We start from the raw sequence: 20,056 nt of genomic DNA, 5'->3' as shown, positions 1-20,056 counted from the left end.
CCCTCTCAAGCGTGGGTGTAGTGCAGCAGCGTCCATTCATCGACATGGACGCGGTCCTGCGGATGAACGACGAGCGTGGTGGCGGGATGTTCGATGATGGCCGGGCCGATCACTTCATGGCCGGGCTGCAGAAGGTCCATCTCGTAGAGATTGGCCTTGTGCCAGCGCCCGCCGATATAGGCTTCGCGGACGCCCTTGTGCGCGGCTGCCGGATTGGAGGCGCCGAGCGGACGCTTGAGCAGCACCGGCTTGACCTTGTCCGCGGTGGCGATCAGCCCAAGTTCGGTGATGGTGAAGCCAGCTTCGCCATAGCGCGACACGCGATGGTTGACCTTGGCATAGACCGCCTCGAACTCGTCGATAACCTTGCGCATGTCGTCGGCGGAATTGACCTCGGCCAGCGGCGCCATGACTTCGACATCCTCGAGCTGGCCGGTGTAGCGCATCATCAGGAACGGCACGGTCCTGATCTTCTCTCTGGCATGACCGTCGGCGATCATTTCGTCGACCGCGGCCTTGGTCAGATCATTCCAGACCGTGGTGACCTTTGCGCCAAAAGCGGTCAGCGTCGCCTCATCGACGCGTGACGGAATGTCGTGCTGCGTCGACACCGAATGCCGGCGCATGAAATCGGCCGTGGTGCAGCCGAAGGCGGAGAAGGCGGCCGCGAACTGGAAGGTGATGATGTCCTTGAAGCCGATGCCCCTGGAGCAGCCGGCCAGATGCAGCGGACCGGAGCCGCCATAGGAGAGCAGGGTGAATTCGGAAGGGTGGATGCCCTGACCCGAAATGACCCGGCGCAACGCGTTGTTGGCATCGGACTCCAACATGTCGATCATGCCTTCGGCGGCTTCCTCCACCCCGACGCCCAATATGTCGGAGCATTTCTCCTGGAAGGCGCGGCGCGCCTTTTCGACCTGCAGCACGACCTTGCCGCCCAGGAAATAGTACGGGTTCAGCCGGCCGAGAATGGCGTCGCAATCGGCGATCGTGGGTTCGGTGCCGCCGCGATCGAAGCAGATCGGGCCGGGGTCGGAGCCGGCGCTTTCCGGCCCGAGGCTGACCTTCTTGGTCAGCGGATCGACCTTGAGGATCATGCCGGCGCCGGCGCCGATCGTGTCGAGATGCAGCGTCGGTACGTTGAGCTTGAAGCGGTCCATCAGCGGCTCGTTCTCGATTCGCGTCTGACCGCGCGTGATGACGCCCATGTCGAAGGAGGTACCGCCCATGTCCGAGCAGATCAGCGAGTCGTTGCCGATCAGTTTGCCGACATAGGCAGCACCGAGGATGCCGCCGATCGGGCCTGAGATCATGGTTTCATGCAGGCGCGGGTGGTTGATCGAGGTCAGACCGCCGAAGGAGAGCAGCGTCTGCACGCCATATTTGAAGCCGTATTTCTTCGAGACGTCCTCAATGCCCTTGAGCTGCTTGCGGCCACGCGAGGTGGCGTAGGCTTCGATCAGCACCGAGTTCAGCCGCGACTGTTCGCGGATGACCGGGCGGACCTCATGGCTGGTGTAGACGATGATGTCGGCTCCGGCCTTGTCGACCTCCGCGCGGCAGATCTCGGCGATGCGCTTCTCATGCACCGGATTGACGTGCGAGAAGATGGTCATGATGCAGATCGCCTCGACCTTGTCAGCGATCAGCTTTTTCGCTGCGGCGGAGACCTCGTGTTCGTAGAGCGGCAGCACGATGTCGCCGAACTGGTCGATGCGCTCGGTGACGCCATGGGTGCGACGGCGCGGCACCAGCGGATCGGGATGATGGTGGGTGACCGCATGCAGCCGGTCGGCATAGGAATAGTCGGCCCAGGCCTGCAGGCCGCGGCCCATCAGGATCATGTCCTCGAGGCCCTTGGTGGTGATCAGGCCGAGCCGGCGGCCGGTGCGCGACAGCAACGTGTTGAGCATGCCGGTGCCGGAATAGAGCACGACGTTGACGCCGGAAAACAGAGATTCCAGCGAGATGCCCCAGGCATCGGCCGCGTCCTCGGCCGAAGCCAGAAAGCCCTCGGCTTCGTTCTTCGGCGTGGTCGCAGACTTGCCGATCTTGAAGTGGCCGTCCTGATCGACAAGGATCGTGTCGGTCATGGTGCCGCCGGCGTCGATGCCGATGACGATTGGATTGCCAATGATTGGACTGGTCAGGTTTGGCTGGGTCACGGTCGCCTCGGGATCTGGTCTAGGTTGACGCCAGGCTAGATTCGATGGGCGGCTTCGCGCCATATGCCTAAAGACACAATGACGGTTGGGCAGGGATCGCCGAGAAAAGGGCATGCGCATGGGGACCATCTGGGCGCCGCTCGCCAAAGCGATCGCCGCCACCGGCACGGACAGGCATGTCGACTGCCTGATCGACCTGATCGGCGCGGACATCGAGCACGATCTCGTCACGGTGACACGTTATTCGGCGACGCAGACGCCGGAATTCATCAAGCATCGGCGCTTCTCGGACGAGATGATCCGGCGCTATCTCGACAACTACTACGTCTTCGACCCGTTCTATGCCTCGTGGCGGCGCGATCGAAGGCTGGGCATAATGCCGCTGAAGCGGCTCGCCGACGACGAGGCCAAGCGCGGCCAGTACATTGCCGGCTTCCTGGCGCAGTCGGAGATCTGCGACGAGGTCGGCATCATGCTTGCTGATGGCGGCGACTGGTGCCTCGGCATCTTCCTCGACCGCTCGACCACATCATTCAAGGACAGCGAGATATCCCTGCTGGATGAGCGGCTGCCGGTGTTCGAGGCGTTGCACGCGCTCGACATCAAGGCGCGGGGAGCAAAATTCTCCCGCACGTCGGCGCCGACCGGCCCCGGCGCCTCGCCCCGGCAGGAGCCCATCATTCCGGCCGGCCTGTGGCCGGAGCTGTCGCTGCGCGAACGGGAGCTGGTCCAGCTGATCCTCGCCGGCCACCCGACGGCGAACATCGCCGAGCGCCTCGGCATCACCGTCGGCACGGTCAAGAACCATCGCCGGCGTATCTACGAGAAGCTCGACATCACCACGGAGCGGGAATTGTTCTTGCAGTTTTTTCAACACCGGGCGGAGCGGTAGCCGAGCGTCTCCCCTGCCGATCCGCCAGCGAGCTCCCGCCGCAAATCGGTGCTCCAGCTTATCGCTGGAATGACCAAAAGCGCGCCTCAAAATTCCTCTTGCGGAACGCCGCCGTCCCGGCTTAGTCTCGGCTTCGCGCAAAAAATGAAATTTAATTCCATTTGTGCAGTGCCCGCGAGCCAGTGCAGTGCCCAGGAAAAATGGCTCGCCGCAATCGACTGAGAAAATATTTGATATATCATCTACCAGAACGGAAATAGCTGACATGGTCCAGCAGACATCGATCCAGCCATCGGCGCCCTGGTTGCGGCTAGACGTCGACGATTCGGACTGGAACGACGCCGAGGTTTCGAGCCTGGTGCGCTGGTATCACCAGATGCTGCTCATCCGCCGTTTCGAGGAAAAAGTGCTCGATCTCGCCAATGCCGGGCTGGTGCATGGTCCGGCGCATGCCAGCATCGGGCAAGAGGCGACGGCGGTCGGGGCGATGTCCGTGCTCGGCACCGGTGACCGCATCAACGGCACCCACCGCGCTCATCACCAGGTGCTGGCCAAGCTGGTCAACGCACAGACGCCCAGGGGATTCGACCCGCTGGCCGACGCTTTCAATCCGGACATGCAGGGCTCGGTGCGCGGCCTGATGGCCGAGATCATGGGCCTCAAGTCAGGCTATTGCGGCGGCCGTGGCGGCTCGATGCATATGCGTGACAATGCATCAGGCATACCGGGCACCAGCGCCATTATCGGTGGCAACCTGCCGCACGCGGCGGGCTACGCGCTGGCCGACAAGCTGCTCGGCACTGGCAACATCTCGGTCGCCTTCTTCGGCGACGGCACGATGATGGCGGGGCCGGCCTATGAGGCGATGAACATCGCCGCGCTCTACCGTTTGCCGGTGATCTTTTTCGCCGAAAACAATCTCTATGCCGTCTCGACGCACATCAATGAGCAGACGCGCGAGACGCGGCTGGCCTCGCGCGGACCGATGCTCGGCTTTCGCGGCATCGAATGCGACGGCATGGATGTGGTGGCGGTCCATCACGCCATGCGTGAGGCGCGCCGGGCGATCGAGGAAGACGGCGGACCGGTGCTGGTCGAGGCGCTCTGCTACCGCTTCCTGCACCAGAGTGGCGCCCGCCCGGGCAGCGAATTCGGCTACCGCACGCGCGCCGAGGAAGACGCCTGGAAAGCGCGCGACCCGCTTGCGACGATGGCGGCTCGCCTGAAGACGATGGGCATTCTAAACGCTTCCGACCTTGGGACGCTCGACCAGCGTGTCATGGAGGTGGTCAACAATGCTGCCGATTCGCTCACCGAAATGAGCGGCAATGCACTGCGCATTCCCGACCATCTGTGGCCGAACCCAAGCGATGTCGACAACCAGATCCGCGGCGATCTTTCGGAACTGAAGGGCGAGCGCTTCCTTGAGGTCGAGGACGTGCCGCCGGCCGATACCAAGCCGGTGAAGTTCATGGTTGCCGCGTCCGAGGTCATCGCGCGCGCCATGGAGCAGGACCCGCGCATCATCATCATGGGCGAGGATGTGCACCGTCTGCGCGGCGGCGTTTCGGGCGCCACAAAGGGCGCGCTTGAACGCTGGCCGGAGCGCGTGCTGGCGATGCCTATCGCCGAGAACGGTTTTGTCGGCGTGGCACTGGGTGCAGCGCTTTGCGGCCTGCGGCCGATCGTCGAGATCATGTTCGGCGACTTCTGCCTGGTTGCCGCCGACCAGCTGTTCAACGCGGTCAGCAAGGTGCGCCATATGTTCGGCGGTGGTTTCCCGGTGCCGATCGTGGTCAGGGTCCGCGTCTCGCCGCACACCGGCTATGGCTCGCAGCATTCGGGCGATCCGTCCGGCCTGTTCGCGCTCTATCCCGGCTGGCGCGTCGTCGCCCCGACGACACCCTTCGACTATATCGGCCTGATGAATTCCGCCTTGAAATGCGACGATCCGGTCGTCGTCATCGAGCATGTCGAACTGTTCCCCAGCGAAGGCCCTGTGCCTGCGGATGACCGCGACTATTGCGTGCGGCTCGGCAAGGCGAAGATCGTCAGGCCGGGCAGCGCCTGCACCTTGCTCACCAGCGCCAGCATGGTTGCCGTCGCCAGCCAGGTGGTCGAGGAGACCGGCATCGATGCCGAGATCATCGACCTGCGCAGCCTCGACCCGACCGGGCTCGACTGGCCGCTGGTGGAAGCCTCTATCCGCAAGACCAACCGGGTGGCCGTCGTCGAACAGGTGCAGCGTGGGCTGTCGCTTGGCGGACGACTGACCCAAGAGATTCAGGATCGCGTGTTCGACTATCTCGATCACGAGATCCTGCATGTGACGGGAAGCCTCTCGGCTCCCGTCGTATCGGCCCCGCTTAACCGCGCCGCACTGGGCGGTGCTGAAAAGCTCAGGGCCGCGCTTCAATCCCTCACTGAAGTGGGTGGATAGAGCGAACGCATTGCCACGAATATCCGACAAGAAAATGGGAGAATGAAATGAACATGACGACCCTACCAAGAGCCAAGACCAGAGCGACGATGCTGGCTGCCGTGCTGCTGGCCACCAGCGCCTTCTGGGCACCGGCCACCTTCGCGCAAGACAGCAAGCCGCTGGTTATCGCGCGCAACATCGATCTCAACTCGCTCGATCCGCACCGGGCCTTCTGCGACACCTGCCAGATCTACAATTCCAGTGTCTATGAATCGCTGCTGACGCTAGACAAGGACAACAAGCTGATCCCGCTGCTCGCCTCGAAGTGGGAAGGCAATGCCGACCAGAGCAGCTTCACCTTCACGCTCGACCCGGCCGCCAAGTTCTCGGACGGTTCGCCGGTCGAGGCCAAGGACGTCAAATGGTCCTGGGAGCGGCTGAAGAACCTCAAGGGCAGCGCCTCGTTCCTGATGGACAATGTGGCGTCGATCGAGACCCCGGACGAGCATACGGTCGTCGTCAAGATGGTCGCGCCGAGCTCCGAATTCCTCAACATCGCGGCGGCGCCCTACGCAGCGGTCGTCAACAGCAAGGTCGCCTCCGAAGCCGGCGCCAAGGCCGATGCGGACGCCTCGACGACAGACAATGCCGAGGCCTGGTTCCTGGCGCATTCGGCCGGCAGCGCGCCGTTCGTGCTGAAATCCTATGAGCCTAATTCGGAACTGCGGCTGGCACGCAACGACAAGTACTGGCGCACGGCACCGGCGCTGAGCGAAGTCGTCATCCGCCAGACCAAGGACGCGGTGGCGCAGGCGCAGATGCTGCAGAGCGGCACCGCCGACATCGCCATGCAGATCGACCCGGATACGGCCAAGACGATGACGGGCAGCGACGTTAAGATCGAGACCGTGCCGTCCTACAACTTCATCTATGTGGCGCTGTCGCCCGGCGCCAAGGCCAACAAGGTTCCGCTGACGCCCGAGGTGCGCGAGGCCATCTCGCTCGGCCTCGACCGTCCGAGCATCCTTGACTTCACTATCGGCTCCGAGGGCCAGCTGATCAGCGCGCCGATCCCGCTCGGCTTCCCCGGCGGTTCGGGCTTCGAGGCACAGCCCTATGACGTCGCCAAGGCAAAGGAACTTCTGGCCAAGGCCGGCCATGCCGACGGCTTCGAGATGGAAGCGGCGTTCCCCGGCATGAATGTCTACGGCGTTGATCTCTCGCTGTTGATGCAGAAGGTCCAGCAGGATCTGGCCAAGATCAACATCAAGCTCGACCTGCAGCCTATCCCCTTCGCCAACTGGCGCGAACGCGTCAATGGCGACGGCATCCCGATGACGGCGGTGTTCTACGCGCCGGACTATTACGGCACCTCGCAATACATCGATTATTTCGCCATGACCAAGGGCAGCCCGTGGTCGCGGCGCGCCGGCGCGGAGCGCGACCCGTCGGTGATCAACCCGAAGGAAGCGGACCTCTACAAGGCGGCCTTGGCAGCGAGCGGCGACGAGGCGGCCAAGCTCTGGCACCAGATCGGCGAAGAGATGATCAAGGACAGGATCATCCTGCCGCTGGTCAGCCCTAACCTGATCCTGGCCTACAAGTCGGACGTCAAGGGCGTACGCTACAGCGCCTGCTGCAACCTGCCGCTGGCGGAACTCAGCCACTGAGCGAAAGAAGCGGGAGGCGGCCAGCCGCCTCCCGCCACTCATCCTGGAAGACCGGCAAATCCTGTTCTTCCAGCATCAAAATCAATATATGATATATCAAAGTGCGGAGACCTCGCTATGCCTTCCCTGATCAACTCCAAGGACCAGTTGCTGCGCGAGCGTGCGGCCTCGGTCATTCCGGGCGGCATGTGGGGACACATGGCAACGCGCTATCTCGGCCCCGCCTATCCGCAGTTCTTCGAGCGCGCCGACGGCTGCCGGGTCTGGGACGTCGATGGGCGCGAATACATCGACCTGATGTGCAGCTGGGGTCCCAACATCCTCGGCCACCATCATCAGGCCGTCGAGGCAGCAGCCGAGCGGCAACGTCGCCTGGGCGATGCGATGAACGGCCCGGGCGAGGTGCTGGTCGAGCTGGCGGAATTGCTGGTCAAGACCGTCGCCCATGCCGACTGGGCGATGCTGCAGAAGAACGGCACCGACGCCACCACGGCATGCGTGACGATCGCGCGCGCCGGCACCGGCCGACGCAAGGTGCTGGTCGCGCGTGGCTCCTATCACGGCGCTGTGCCGTGGTGCACGCCTTCGCTGGCCGGCGTCACCGCCGAGGACCGCGCCCATCTCATCCATTTCGACTACAATGACGTTGCCAGCCTCGAGGCCGCCGTCGAGCAGGCCGGCGACGATCTCGCTGCTGTCGTCGTCACCGCCTTCCGGCACGACATCGCCCGCGACCAGGAATTGCCTACCGCCGCCTTCGCCAGACGGGCGCGCGAACTGACCACCGCCGCCGACGCAGCATTGATCGTCGATGATGTGCGCGCCGGCTTCCGCATCGATCTCGCCGGCAGCTGGGAGCCGCTCGGTGTTCGGCCGGATCTCTCCGCCTTCTCGAAGGCGATCGCCAATGGCTATCCGCTTGCCGCGATCACCGGCACCGACCGGTTCCGCGAGGCCGCGACCAAGGTCTATGTGACGGGGTCGTTCTGGTACGGCGCCGTCGCCATGGCTGCCGCGATCGCCACCATCAACACGCTGCGCGAGACCGATGCGATTGCCCGCATGACCGAAGCCGGCGACAGGCTGCGCTCAGGCCTCGATGCGGCAGCGAAGAAGCATGGCCTTTTGCTTCGCCAGACCGGCCCGGTGTCGATGCCGATGGTGCTGTTCGACGGCGATACCGAATTCAAGCTGGCCAACGCCTTCTGCTCTGCGGCGTTGCGCGAAGGCGCCTATTTCCATCCCCGGCACAACATGTTCCTGAGCGCCGCGCACACCGCAAAAGACATAGATCTCGCCCTGCAGGCTGCCGATGCCGGCATGGCCGCCGCCGCGCAGGTGGCGTGACCGGCGCCGATGCGGTGGGAAAGAACAAGCTGTTCAGCCGGCGGCGGACACCAACCGGCCGTTCTGCGCGGCGCGGCGCAGTTCCTCGGGCGTGACCGCACCGTCGTTCAGCCGTTCGAGAACCTTGACCAGCAGGCGTCCGCCTTCGATCATGTCCTGCTGGATGCCCTTGCGCACGCCGTTTTCGTCGCGCGCCCGCAGCGCGTCGAGGATGTCGAGATGCCGGTGGCGGCCGTCATAGGTCGGCCTGGCGTGCGGGTATTGATAGTTCACCAGCGGTCCGTTGCGCAGCCAGATGCCCTCGATAATCGCCAGCAGCTCCGGCATTTGCGCCGCCTGGTAGATCGAGTGATGGAATTCCCAATTGTCGCGGACGGCTTCGAACCAGCGCCCATTGTCCTCATCTTCAATCAGCTTTTCATGCACAGCAGCCAGACGGTCGATCTCGCGCGGCTCGATGCGCGTCGTCGCCGCCGCACCGGCCATGCCTTCGAGATGCAGCCTGATGCTGCGCAATTCCAGATACTGGGCCAGCGACAGCTGGGCGACGGTGATCGAACGGCCTGCCTCCATCTCCAGGCCTTTCTCGCGCACCAGCTGCATCAGCGCCTCGCGCACCGGCGTCTCAGACACCTGAAGGCTGGCGGCGAGGTCGCGGATCTTGAAGCGATGGCCCGGCCAGAAACGGCCTTCCATCATGGCGCGGCGAAGCTCCTCGTAGACACGCGTCGTCAGATTGTCGCGCGCGATCGGCGCGATAGAAGCAGTCATATCCGCTCTCCGTTCTTGCAGTCGCGCAGGCGTCGCGTCGGCTGTGTATATGATACCACGAATGGCCTGACCACCGACATGAGACAAGCAGCCATGAGACCGGCCGACATGAAACGGCCAGACATGGGACGGGCCGCATGACCGCGATGCCTTCCCTGCTGTTCGGCGCCATCGCCGACGATCTGACCGGCGGCACCGAACTGGCGTCGATGCTGGTGGCGCGCGGCATTCCCACGGGATGCACGGTCGGGCTGGACGCGCCGATCCCGTCAGGCAATCTTGCCCATGTGATCCTGCTAAAGACCCGCGTCATCGCGGCCAGCGACGCGGTGCACCAGGTGCGGGAGGCCGCGGACCGGCTGGTGGAAGCGGGCGCGCGGCAGATCTTCTTCAAATACTGCGCCACGTTCGATTCGACGCCCACAGGCAATATCGGCCCTTGCGCCGAGGCGCTGCTCGAGCGGCTTGGCGGCGGCGTCACGCTGTTCACCCCGGCGCTGTGTGAGACCGGCCGCACCGTCTATCAGGGGCACATGTTCGGCGGCGCCCAGTTGCTGGGTGAATCGCCCAAGCGGTTCGATCCGCTGACGCCGATGACCGATTCCAATCTGGTTCGCGTGCTGCAGGCGCAGAGCAAGGGCAAGGTCGGGCTGGTGCCCTATCTCGTCGTCGATGCCGGCGCCGGGGCCATTCGCAGCGCTATCCAAGAGCAAAGCGCGCGCGGCGAGACGCTGCTGGTCACCGACACGATCCGCGAGCGTGACCTGGCGGCGATCGCGGAAGCGACCTTCGATCTGCCGCTGATGACGGGTAATTCCTCGGTCGCCGCGCATCTGCCGACCGCCTGGGTGGCGCATAACCTGGTGAACTCAGACGACCTCGTTGTCGCCAGCCTGCCGGCCGTCGAAGGGCCAGCGGCGGTGCTGGCCGGCAGCGTCGCCGATCGCACCATCGAACAGCTCGAACGCCTCGCTGAGAATAACCCGTTGCTGACGATCGACCTTGCCAGAGCCTTTGCCGGCGCCGATGTCATGGCCGAAGCGCGTGCCTTCGCCCAGCGGCATTTGCCCGGCGCGATGATCGCGATTGCCACGACCGCGCCGCAAGCGACGGTCGAAACGCTGCAGCAGGCGCACGGTCGCGAGGCGGTGGCGGCAAAGGCGGAAGAGATACTGGCCAGGATTGCAGAGATTCTGGTGCGCCAACTCGGCGTACGCCGACTCGTCGTCGCCGGCGGCGAGACCGCCGGTTCGGTGGTCAAGGCGCTCGGCATCGACCGGATCGCCATGGGCGCCTATGAGGGGCCGGGACTGTCGCGCGCCATCGCCCACCTCCCCGGCCTGCCCGCTGATCCCCTGGCGCTGATGCTGAAATCGGGAAAGCTCGGTGGCCCCGATATCTTCACCGACGTTCTGCAAGACATGACACGGCCGAGCGCCATCGCACCGGCAATCGACACATGGCCCCCGGCAAGGAGAGCATCGTGATGAATCTCGAAATCGAGCGCACGAGCCTGATCACCGCGACGCAGACGCTGGACGCCAGCGGGATGAATGTCGGCACCACCGGCAACATCAGCGTGCGCATGGCAGGCGGCATGCTGATCACGCCGACGGGCATAGCCACAAGCGCCTTGCGGCCAGAGCAGATGGTGGCGATGCAGCTCGATGGATCCTGGGACGGCGCATTCCGGCCGTCGAGTGAATGGGAAATGCACGCCGAGATTTACAAGGCGTTTCCCGAGGCCGGCGCCGTGGTGCACGCCCATCCCGACCATTGCGTGGCGCTGTCCTGCCTGCGCGAAGGGCTGCCGCTGTTCCACTACATGGTGGCGGGCTTCGGCGGCGACGATGTTCGGTGCTCGGACTATGCGCTGTTCGCATCAAGCGAACTGGCGAAGGTCGCCGTCGTTGCGCTCAAGGACAGATCAGCCTGCCTGCTCGCCAATCATGGCATGATCGCCTTCGGCGGCGATCTCGACACGGCGCTCATCCGCACCATCAAGCTGGAGACTCTGGCGCGGCAGTATCTTTTGGCGCGCAGCGCCGGTACGCCGGTGCTGATCGAGGGCAGCGAGCTTGCCGCCATTCGCGGGCGCTACAAGAATTACGGCCAGCAGAAATAGTGCATGTCGCCCGACAGCGGCCTACTCAGTCGACCTGCAGGTGCGAGACGAACTTGCTGTTGAGATAGCTCTCCAGCGCATCGGCGCCACCTTCGGTGCCGTTGCCGGAATCGTTGATGCCGCCGAACGGCACCTCCGGCAGCGCCAGGCCATAATGGTTGATCGACACCATGCCGCTGGCGATGCCGGACGACATCTTTGCCGCGCTCGCGGCCGAGCGGGTGAAGCCATAGGCGGCAAGGCCGTAGTTCAGCCGGTTGGCCTCGGCCAGGGCTTCGTCGAGGCCACTGACCGGGGTCATCAGTGCCAACGGACCGAACGGCTCCTCGTTCATGGCGCGGGCATCGGTGCCGACATTTGACAGGATGGTCGGTTCGAAGAAATAGCCTGAATTGCCGATGCGCTTGCCGCCGGTGACGAGTTCGGCGCCTTTCTGCATGGCGTCGTGGACCAGCTCTTCCATCGCCTGGACGCGGCGCGGGTTGGCGAGCGGACCCATCGTGGTTCCCTCGGCAAGACCGTCACCGACCTTGATCCGGCGTGTCGCCTCCGCGAAGCGGCCGACGAAATCGTCATAAACCGCATGGTCGACGAGGAAGCGCGTCGGCGCGACGCAGATCTGGCCGGCGTTGCGGAATTTGGATGCGACCATCGAGCGCGCGGCGCGGTCGAGATCGGCATCGGGCAGGACGATGACCGGCGCATGGCCGCCGAGTTCCATCGTCGCCCGCTTCATGTGCAAGCCGGCAAGCGACGCCAATTGCTTGCCGACAGGCGTCGAGCCCGTAAACGAAATCTTGCGGATCACCGGATGCGGAATGAGATAGGCGGAGATTTCCGATGGCGTGCCATAGACGAGGTTCAAGACGCCATCGGGCAGGCCGGCATCGATGAAAGTGCGCACCAGTTCAGCGGGCGAGGCCGGCGTTTCTTCCGGTCCCTTGATGATGATCGAGCAGCCGGCGGCGAGTGCAGCAGACAATTTGCGCACCGCCTGGTTGAGTGGAAAATTCCATGGCGTGAAGGCGGCGACCGGGCCGACGGGTTCCTTGACCACCGACTGGCTCACGCCCTCAAGGCGCGCCGGCACGATGCGGCCATAGGAACGGCGCGCCTCCTCGGCGAACCAGTCGATGATGTCGGCGGCGGCGAAGGCCTCCATGCGCGATTCGGCGATCGGCTTGCCCTGTTCCAGCGTCATCAGCGTGGCGATGTGCTCGTTGCGCTCGCGCAAGATGTTGGCGGCCTTGCGCATCAGCTTGGAGCGATCGAAGGGCGAGACGCGCCGCCAGGTCTCGAACCCTTTTGCGGCAGCGGCCAGCGCCTCGTCGAGATCGTCGATACCGGCATGAGCGAGCGAGCCGAGTTCGGCTTCCGTCGACGGATTGACGATCGCCATCGTGCGGCCATCTCGGGCCGGGCGCCATGCGCCGTCGATGTGCAGCAGCACGTTCTTATACATGTCAGGCTCCGTGAAGATCAGGCGGGAACGGGCTCGGCCGAGGGCGTATAGACGCCGATGGCCCCGGTGCCGATCAGCTGGTCAATGGTCTCGGCGCTGTAGCCGAGGATTTCGGCCAGCACGGCTTGCGTGTCCTGGCCCAGCATCGGCGGCGCGGTGAAATCGGCGTTCAGTTGCGCGGCAAGTCCCTGCGCCGGTCGCACCATGGCGACGGAACCAAGATGCGGATGCGGCAAAGTCTGGACGAGACCGCGCTCGCGGACATTGGGACTGTCAAAGACTTCCGGTATCGATTTTACCGTTCCGGCCGGCACGCTGGCGGCGGCACAAGCCGCCATCCAGTGGTCTCGCGTTTTGGTCCTGAAGGCGGCCGCCAGCTGCGGGATCAGCGCCTCGCGGTTGGTGGCACGCGCGCCTGCCTTGATGAAGCGCGAATCCCCGGCCAGATGTGGCAAGTCCACGACCTGCTCGCACAGCGCCGCGAACTGCCGATCGTTGCCGACGGCCAGCGCGAAGCCACCGTCGGAGGCCTCGAATATCTGATAGGGAACAACCGTCGGATGGGCATTGCCGTAGCGGGCGACCTCTCGGCCGGTGTTGAGGTAACCGCTGCCGACATTGATCAGCAGGCTGAGCGCGCAGTCGATCAGCGACAGGTCGAGGAACTGGCCCTTGCCGGTCGTCGACCGCTCGAAAAGCGCTGCCAGGATCGACTGCGTGGCGACCATGCCACAGACGATATCGATGATGGCGACGCCGACGCGCATCGGCTCGCCATTGCTCTCACCGGTGATGGCCATCAGGCCGCTTTCGGCCTGCATGACGAAATCGTAGCCCGGCCGTCCGGCATCGGGCCCGGTCTGGCCGTAGCCGGAGATCGAGCAGTAGATCAGGCGCGGATTTGAGGCGCTGAGTTCCTTGAAACCGACGCCGAGGCGATCGGCGGTGCCGGAGCGAAAATTCTCGACGACGATGTCGGCCTTCGCCGCCAGTTCGCGCACGATGGCCAGCCCTTCCGGGCTCTTCATGTCGAGCGCAATGCTCTGCTTGCCGCGATTGGCGCAGAGATAATAGGTGGAGACACCCTTGTAGCTCGGCACCGACCACGCCCTGGTGTCGTCGCCGCCATCGATGTTCTCGATCTTCCAGACTTCGGCGCCGAGATCGGCCAGGCTCATCGTCGCCCATGGTCCGGCCAGCACACGCGAGAGATCGAGAACCTTGATGCCTTCGAGCGGCAGGCGCGCGCGGCCTGCCGTACCGGCATTCTCGGAATGGTCCTCAGTCACGATCAAAATTCCTTCGGGTGAATTCGGCAGGCCAATCAGACAGCCTTGAAAGTGTTGACCGGCTCCGGAAAATGACAGGCGACGCGATGCGCACCGCCAGCCGGATCGAGCGGCGGTTCGACGGCGGCGCAGATCGCCTGCGCCTTGAAGCAGCGCGTGCGGAAGCGGCAGCCAGATGGCGGGTTGAGCGGGCTCGGCACATCGCCAGTCAGCACGATCCGCTCGCGCTTGCGCTCCTTCTCGGGATTGGCGAGCGGCACGGCTGACAAGAGCGCCTGGGTATAGGGATGCAGCGCCCTTGAATAGAGTTCAGCCGCGGGCGCGATCTCGACGATCTTGCCGAGATACATCACCGCCACCTGATGAGAGATGTGGCGCACGACCGAGAGGTCATGGGCGATGAACAGATAGGAGGTGCCGAAGGATTGCTGGATATCCTTGAGCAGGTTGAGCACGCCGGCCTGTACCGAAACGTCGAGGGCCGAAACCGGCTCGTCGAGGATCACCACTTGCGGGTTCAGCGCAAGCGCGCGAGCGATGACGACGCGCTGACGCTGACCGCCGGACAGTTCGTGCGGATAGCGCTTGCCGTGATCGGGATTGAGCCGCACCAGTTCGAGCAGCTCGGCGACGCGCGCGCGGCGGTCGACCGCCGACATGTCGCTCATGCGCAGCGGCTCGGCGATGTTGTCGGCAATGCGCATGCGCGGATGCAGCGACCCATAGGGGTCCTGGAAGACCAGCTGGATGTAGCGCCGCATCAGGCGCATGTCTTCGTGGTTGAGCGCGAGCAGGTTCTGGCCACGGAACCAGCTTTCGCCACTGGTCGGCTCGATCAGCCGCATCAGGCAGCGCCCTAGGGTCGACTTGCCGCAACCGGATTCTCCGACGAGGCCCAGCGTTTCGCCGGGTGCTACGTCAAAGGAAACATCGGCGACCGCACGGACATGGGCAACGGCACGGTCGAAGACGAGGCCGCCGCGAACCGGAAAGTCCTTGACGAGATGGCGAACCGACAGTGCGGGCGCCGGTTTGGTTTCTGCCTGGAGTTGCTCTGCAGCGCTCATGGGGCCACGCTTCCTTTGTCCAGGCTTGCCGCCGCCAGCGTGGCGCTGTGGAAGGGCGGCAAGGTCGTCGCGAAATGGCAGGCCGAGAACCGGCCGCCGATATCGTGCAGCGGCGGATCCTCGATCCTACAGCGTGCCTCGGCATGGATGCAGCGCGGATGGAAGGCGCAGCCGCCCGGCAAGCGCCCAAGTGCGGGCGGCGAGCCGTCAATCGAGAACAGCCGCTCGCGGCTTTCCTCGAGATTGGGGATCGAGGCGATGAGGCCCCGCGTGTAAGGGTGGCGCGGGTCGGCGAACAGCTCGGACACGCTAGCCTGTTCGACGACACGGCCGGAATAGACGACCGCGACGCGGTCGGCATGACCGGCGACGACGCCGAGATCATGGGTGATCAGCACCAGGCCGAGGCCGAGCCGTTCCTGCAGCGAGCGCAGCACCGACAGTATCTGCGCCTGCACCGTGACATCGAGCGCCGTGGTCGGCTCGTCGGCGATCAACAGGTCTGGATCGTTGGCGACGGCCATGGCGATGACCGCGCGCTGGCGCATGCCGCCGGAGAATTCGTGCGGATACTGGTTGACCCGGCGCTCCGGCTGCGGGATCGCCACCAGATGGAGCAGCTCCACCGCACGCGCCATGGCCTGCTTGCGCGTCACGCGCTGATGCAGCCTGACCGCCTCGGCGATCTGGGCGCCGACAGTCATCACCGGGTTCAACGAGGACAGCGGGTCCTGGAAAATCATGGCGATGCGCGCGCCCCTGATCTTGCGCATCTCGCGCGCCGGTTTGCCAACCAGTTCGTCGCCGTTGAAGCGGACCGAGCCGGTGACCACCGCGTTCTTTGACGTGAGACCGAGCGCGGCGAGCATGCCGACGGACTTTCCCGAGCCGGATTCGCCGACAATGCCGACCACTTCGCCCTTGGCGACATTGAGGTCGATGCCGCGCACCGCCTCGAACTGATTGCCCGCCCGCCGAAAGCCGACCCGCAGGCCGCGTATGGACAGCAGCGGCTCGCGCTCGCCTGTCTTGTCGACTGCGCCTGGTGGCGCTGAAGATATCTGTGCGCTCATCGCCTAGTCCGACCTTGGATCGAGAATGTCGCGCAAGCCGTCGCCGATGAAGTTGAAGCCGAGCACGATGGTGAGGATGGCAACGCCGGGACCGAAGGCGATCCACCATTGATAGAAATGGACGGCGCCATCGGAGATCATCGACCCCCATTCGGGCGTCGGCGGCGTGGCGCCGAGGCCGATGAAGCTGAGCGACGCGGCAAGCAGCACGACCTGGCCGAGATCCATGGTCGCGCTGATCAGCACGGGGGTCCAGCAAAGCGGCAATATGTGCGTGAACAGCACGCGCCGCGGCCTGGCGCCGGCGGCGATTGCCGCCTCGACATGCTCGCGCTCCTTCACCTCCAGCACCTGCGCCCGCATCAGCCGGGCATAGACCGGCCACCAGACCAGAACCATGGCGATGGCCGCATTGCCGAGGCCCGGCCCAAGCGACGCCGCGACGGCCATGGCCAGAAGCATCGGCGGGAACGACAAGGTCACGTCGACAAGCCGCATGATCGCCGCACCGGTCAAGCCGCCGACGAAGCCGGAGATGGCGCCGAGCAGCGAGCCGATGACGACGGCCGAGACGACGACCAGAACCGCGATCGGCAGCGAATGCGCCGCCCCGTGCAAGGTGCGGCTCAAGACATCGCGGCCGAGTGCGTCGGTGCCCAGCCAGTGCGCCCAGCTCGGCGGCTGCAGCCGGCGCGCCACCATTTCGAGCGGATCGAATTGAACGACCAGATTGGCGAACGCGGTCATGAACAGCCAGAACAGGATGACGACCGTGCCGATGACCAAAGGCGCGGTCAGCCATTCGGGAACAGCGGCGGAACGGGATTTGGTTGCGACCGCCGACATCAGCTCAATCTCACGCGCGGATTGGCCACGACATAAAGTATGTCGGTGATGAGGTTGGTGACCAGGAAGGCGAGGCCGCCGACGATGGTGACACCGATGATTGCCGGAAAGTCGAGCGCGCGTGCCGCCTCGACGGCATAAGAGCCCATGCCCGGCCAGGAAAAGATGGTTTCGGTCAGCACCGCGCCGGTGATCAGATAGGCGAAGGAATAGCCGATAACGGTCAAGGTCGGCACCATGGTGTTGCGCAGCGCATGCACGATGACGACGCGGAATTCGCTCGCCCCCTTGGCGCGCGCGGTGAGCACGAACTCGCGGCTCATCACGTCCAGCATGTTGGCGCGCACCAGCCGCGATATGGTTCCCGACACCGTCCAACCGAGCACGAAGGCCGGCAGAAGCAGGTGCCAGAGTGCGTCCTTGAACACGGTGAGATTGCCAGCCAGCAGGGAATCGATGGTGAGGAAGCCGGTGATGCCGGGCGGCAATGCCAGGCGGGCATCAACCCTGCCCGGCCCCGGCAGCCAGTTCAGCATGACGGAGAAGATGAACAACAGGCCGAGCCCCGACCAAAATACCGGCAGCGACGAGCCGAACAAAGCGAACAGCCGGGCGCCGTGGTCGATCAGGCTGTTGCGGAAATATGCGGCCAGCACGCCAAGCACGATGCCGAGCGTGGTGCCGAAGATCATCGCGGCGAAAACCAGTTCGAGCGTTGCCGGCAAACGGTAGAGAATGTCGGTGCCGACATTGCGCTTGGTGATGAATGAGGTGCCAAGATCGCCGCTCAGCAAATTTCCAAGATATATCATATAGCGTTCCGGCAAAGGGCGATCGAGACCCCAACGGGCTTTGGCGGCGGCCACCACTTCCGGGTTGCTCATCTGCTGTTCGGCAACAATGGCGGTCAGCGGATCGCCCTTGGTCACCGTGGTGATCAGGAACGCGATGGTGACGATGCCGAGCACCAGAAACGGCATTGCGATAAGCCGGCGCAAAATATAGCGAGACACGTGGCTACCTTCACAAGGAGGGGCTTCGTAAGATGGCACAAGGCGCTGGGACATGCCATCGATGGAAGCATATTGACAGCCCGCGAAAGCCCCTGTCAATATAAATGGAATTTAATTTCATTTTTCGACCAGATACAACAGACCGTGCCGGCGGCACCGGCCGACAGGCGGATGACGACGCCAGAAAGACCCAGCGTGCGCAAGCGAGCGACCAGGGACGAGACGGAGCTTGAAGGCGAAGGCGCGCAGCTTTCGTCGTCGCTGGTGCGCGGGCTCGGCATATTGCGCGCCTTCCGACCGGGCGACGCCTCGCTCGGCAACCAGGACATCATTGCCCGCACCGGCCTGCCCAAGGCCACGGTTTCGCGCATCACCTATACGCTGAGCGCGCTCGGCTACCTCCTCTACGACAAGGATCTCGGCCGCTACAGCCTGGGACCGGCCACCGTGGCGCTGGGCTATTCGGCGCTCAGTTCGAGCGCCGTCGTTCACATCGCCCGGCCGCTGATGCAGCCGCTGGCAGACCTCACGGGGGCGGCGGTGGCGCTCGGCACGCGCGACAGCCTCAACATGGTCTATCTCGCCAATTGCCGGTCGGAGAGCCTTGTCACGCTGCGGCTCAATCCAGGCTCCTACCTGCCGATCTGGAAGACATCGATGGGGCTGGCCTATGCGGCGGCCCTTTCACCCGAGGAGCGCGCCAGCCTTGTGCGGGCTTTGCAGGCGGCGGAGCCGGACAAGGCAGCTATGATCGCGGCGGCGATCGACGATGCGATCGCCCAGTATGCACGCCAGGGCTACGTGACCTCGTTCGGCGCCTGGCACAGCTACATCCATGCGGTCGGCGTGCCGTTCCGCCCGCGTGACGGCTCGCCGCTGGTTGCCATCACCTGCGGCGGCATCGGCGAGATCATCACCGAGGACCGCGCGCATGCCGAGATCGGACCGGCGCTGGTGGCTATGGTGAAAGCACTGGACGACCAGCTCGAGGGAAATCCCGTGTGATCCCGGCACGGAATTGGCCCAGACGATCGGCCTGCATGCAGGCTTGAACTTGCCTGGTGGTGCCCGCACAGTCGCCGCCGATGGTACAGCGGTCGCGCGTCGTTAGCGTCCATCGGGTTCAGGTGACGGGGGGAAATTAGATGCCGATGAATTTTGCAGGACGATTCAGCGATCGGGCGGCGGTCATCACCGGCGGCGCATCGGGCATCGGGTTGGCAGTGGCGCAGAGAATCGTCGAAGAGGGCGGACGGGTTTCGGTCTGGGATCGCGATCCCGCCCAGATCGAACAGGCGAAAGTCGTCGTTCCGGGACTGCACGGCGTGGCGGTGGACGTTGCCGATGCGGCAGGGGTTGAAAATGCCGCCGCTCGGGCGATCGAAGCGCTTGGCGGTGTCGATATCCTGGTCACCAGTGCGGCGATCACCGGCCCCAACATGACGACCTGGAATTATAGGGTCGAGGATTGGCAGAAGGTCATCGACATCAACATCAATGGCGTCTTCTACTGCAACAAGGCGCTCGTGCCGCACATGCTCGAGCGCAACTATGGCCGCATCGTCAACATCGCCTCGATCGCCGGCAAGGAGGGCAATCCCAACGCCTCCGCCTACAGCACCTCGAAGGCCGCGGTGATCGGCCTGACCAAGTCGCTCGGCAAGGAACTGGCCAAGACCAAGGTGACGGTCAATTGCGTCACACCGGCGGCAGTGCGCACCGCGATCTTCAAGCAGATGAGCCAGGAGCACATCGACTTCATGCTGTCCAAGATACCGATGGCGCGCTTTGGCGAGGTCGAAGAGGTGGCGGCGCTGATCTGCTGGATCGCCTCGGAGGAATGTTCGTTCACGACCGCCGCCGTGTTCGACGTTTCCGGCGGCCGCGCCACCTACTGAGGCAGAGCGAATCTCA

16 protein-coding genes are annotated in these 20,056 nt (G+C 64.4%); 8 read left to right on the top strand and 8 right to left on the bottom strand.

The window, feature by feature from the left end; translation table 11 throughout:
• Positions 1-5: 5 nt before the first annotated feature.
• On the bottom strand, positions 6-2,135 hold the full coding sequence (locus EJ076_RS07320; RefSeq protein WP_126070983.1) for a hydantoinase/oxoprolinase family protein: 2,130 nt from the start codon (positions 2,133-2,135) through the stop codon (positions 6-8).
• Between the two features lie 142 nt (positions 2,136-2,277).
• Between EJ076_RS07320 and EJ076_RS07315 the strand changes: the two genes are divergently transcribed.
• From EJ076_RS07315 to EJ076_RS07300, 4 genes are all read left to right on the top strand, one after another.
• Positions 2,278-3,057: a LuxR C-terminal-related transcriptional regulator gene (locus tag EJ076_RS07315; RefSeq protein ID WP_109665914.1), complete on the top strand. Its 780-nt coding sequence runs from the start codon at positions 2,278-2,280 to the stop codon at positions 3,055-3,057.
• Positions 3,058-3,322: 265 nt separating this feature from the next.
• Positions 3,323-5,497 carry an alpha-ketoacid dehydrogenase subunit alpha/beta gene (locus EJ076_RS07310; RefSeq protein WP_126067434.1) on the top strand — a complete coding sequence of 725 codons (2,175 nt, stop codon included), beginning with the start codon at positions 3,323-3,325 and terminating at the stop codon, positions 5,495-5,497.
• An 89-nt stretch (positions 5,498-5,586) separates the two neighbouring features.
• Positions 5,587-7,149: an ABC transporter substrate-binding protein gene (locus EJ076_RS07305; RefSeq protein WP_164548829.1), complete on the top strand. Its 1,563-nt coding sequence runs from the start codon at positions 5,587-5,589 to the stop codon at positions 7,147-7,149.
• Positions 7,150-7,266: 117 nt separating this feature from the next.
• Positions 7,267-8,496, top strand: a complete 1,230-nt coding sequence (locus EJ076_RS07300; RefSeq protein WP_126067432.1) for an aminotransferase class III-fold pyridoxal phosphate-dependent enzyme — start codon at positions 7,267-7,269, stop codon at positions 8,494-8,496.
• 33 nt (positions 8,497-8,529) lie between these two features.
• Here the strand turns inward: EJ076_RS07300 and EJ076_RS07295 are convergent, their stop codons facing one another.
• Positions 8,530-9,267 carry a GntR family transcriptional regulator gene (locus EJ076_RS07295; RefSeq protein WP_126067431.1) on the bottom strand — a complete coding sequence of 246 codons (738 nt, stop codon included), beginning with the start codon at positions 9,265-9,267 and terminating at the stop codon, positions 8,530-8,532.
• A gap of 137 nt (positions 9,268-9,404) precedes the next feature.
• On the opposite strand from EJ076_RS07295, the gene otnK reads away from it, so the two are divergent.
• Positions 9,405-10,754: a 3-oxo-tetronate kinase gene (otnK, locus tag EJ076_RS07290; RefSeq protein WP_126067430.1), complete on the top strand. Its 1,350-nt coding sequence runs from the start codon at positions 9,405-9,407 to the stop codon at positions 10,752-10,754.
• Positions 10,754-11,392, top strand: a complete 639-nt coding sequence (locus tag EJ076_RS07285; RefSeq protein WP_126070982.1) for a class II aldolase/adducin family protein — start codon at positions 10,754-10,756, stop codon at positions 11,390-11,392. Before otnK ends, EJ076_RS07285 begins: the two co-directional genes overlap by 1 nt.
• A gap of 25 nt (positions 11,393-11,417) precedes the next feature.
• On the opposite strand, the gene EJ076_RS07280 is transcribed toward EJ076_RS07285, so the two are convergent.
• The 6 genes from EJ076_RS07280 to EJ076_RS07255 are packed head-to-tail and all read right to left on the bottom strand — an operon-like array spanning position 11,418 to position 18,142.
• The gene (locus EJ076_RS07280; RefSeq protein WP_126067429.1) at positions 11,418-12,854 is read right to left on the bottom strand and encodes an NAD-dependent succinate-semialdehyde dehydrogenase; all 1,437 of its coding nucleotides are present in this window, start codon (positions 12,852-12,854) and stop codon (positions 11,418-11,420) included.
• Positions 12,855-12,871: 17 nt separating this feature from the next.
• Complete coding sequence (locus EJ076_RS07275; protein WP_126067428.1) at positions 12,872-14,143, bottom strand: CaiB/BaiF CoA-transferase family protein; 1,272 nt, start codon at positions 14,141-14,143, stop codon at positions 12,872-12,874.
• Between the two features lie 35 nt (positions 14,144-14,178).
• The gene (locus tag EJ076_RS07270; protein WP_109665898.1) at positions 14,179-15,210 is read right to left on the bottom strand and encodes an oligopeptide/dipeptide ABC transporter ATP-binding protein; all 1,032 of its coding nucleotides are present in this window, start codon (positions 15,208-15,210) and stop codon (positions 14,179-14,181) included.
• A complete protein-coding gene (locus tag EJ076_RS07265; RefSeq protein WP_126067427.1) occupies positions 15,207-16,283 on the bottom strand; it encodes an ABC transporter ATP-binding protein in 1,077 nt (358 codons plus the stop codon). The genes EJ076_RS07270 and EJ076_RS07265 overlap by 4 nt, the downstream gene beginning before the upstream one ends.
• A 3-nt stretch (positions 16,284-16,286) precedes the next feature.
• Positions 16,287-17,129: an ABC transporter permease gene (locus EJ076_RS07260; protein WP_109665894.1), complete on the bottom strand. Its 843-nt coding sequence runs from the start codon at positions 17,127-17,129 to the stop codon at positions 16,287-16,289.
• Positions 17,129-18,142, bottom strand: coding sequence for an ABC transporter permease (locus EJ076_RS07255; RefSeq protein ID WP_109665892.1), 1,014 nt, complete (start codon positions 18,140-18,142; stop codon positions 17,129-17,131). Before EJ076_RS07255 ends, EJ076_RS07260 begins: the two co-directional genes overlap by 1 nt.
• A 195-nt stretch (positions 18,143-18,337) precedes the next feature.
• On the opposite strand from EJ076_RS07255, the gene EJ076_RS07250 reads away from it, so the two are divergent.
• Together EJ076_RS07250 and EJ076_RS07245 are read left to right on the top strand one after the other, a co-directional pair.
• A complete protein-coding gene (locus EJ076_RS07250) occupies positions 18,338-19,147 on the top strand; it encodes an IclR family transcriptional regulator (protein WP_109666713.1) in 810 nt (269 codons plus the stop codon).
• A 140-nt stretch (positions 19,148-19,287) separates the two neighbouring features.
• Positions 19,288-20,040, top strand: a complete 753-nt coding sequence (locus EJ076_RS07245; RefSeq protein WP_126067426.1) for an SDR family NAD(P)-dependent oxidoreductase — start codon at positions 19,288-19,290, stop codon at positions 20,038-20,040.
• Positions 20,041-20,056: the final 16 nt, after the last annotated feature.

Origin of the sequence: Mesorhizobium sp. M7D.F.Ca.US.005.01.1.1 (assembly GCF_003952545.1) — a bacterium.
Classification (GTDB): Bacteria; Pseudomonadota; Alphaproteobacteria; order Rhizobiales; family Rhizobiaceae; genus Mesorhizobium; species Mesorhizobium loti.
The sequence above is the reverse complement of the archived record's forward strand: the minus strand, read 5'-3'. Positions and strand labels throughout refer to the sequence as shown.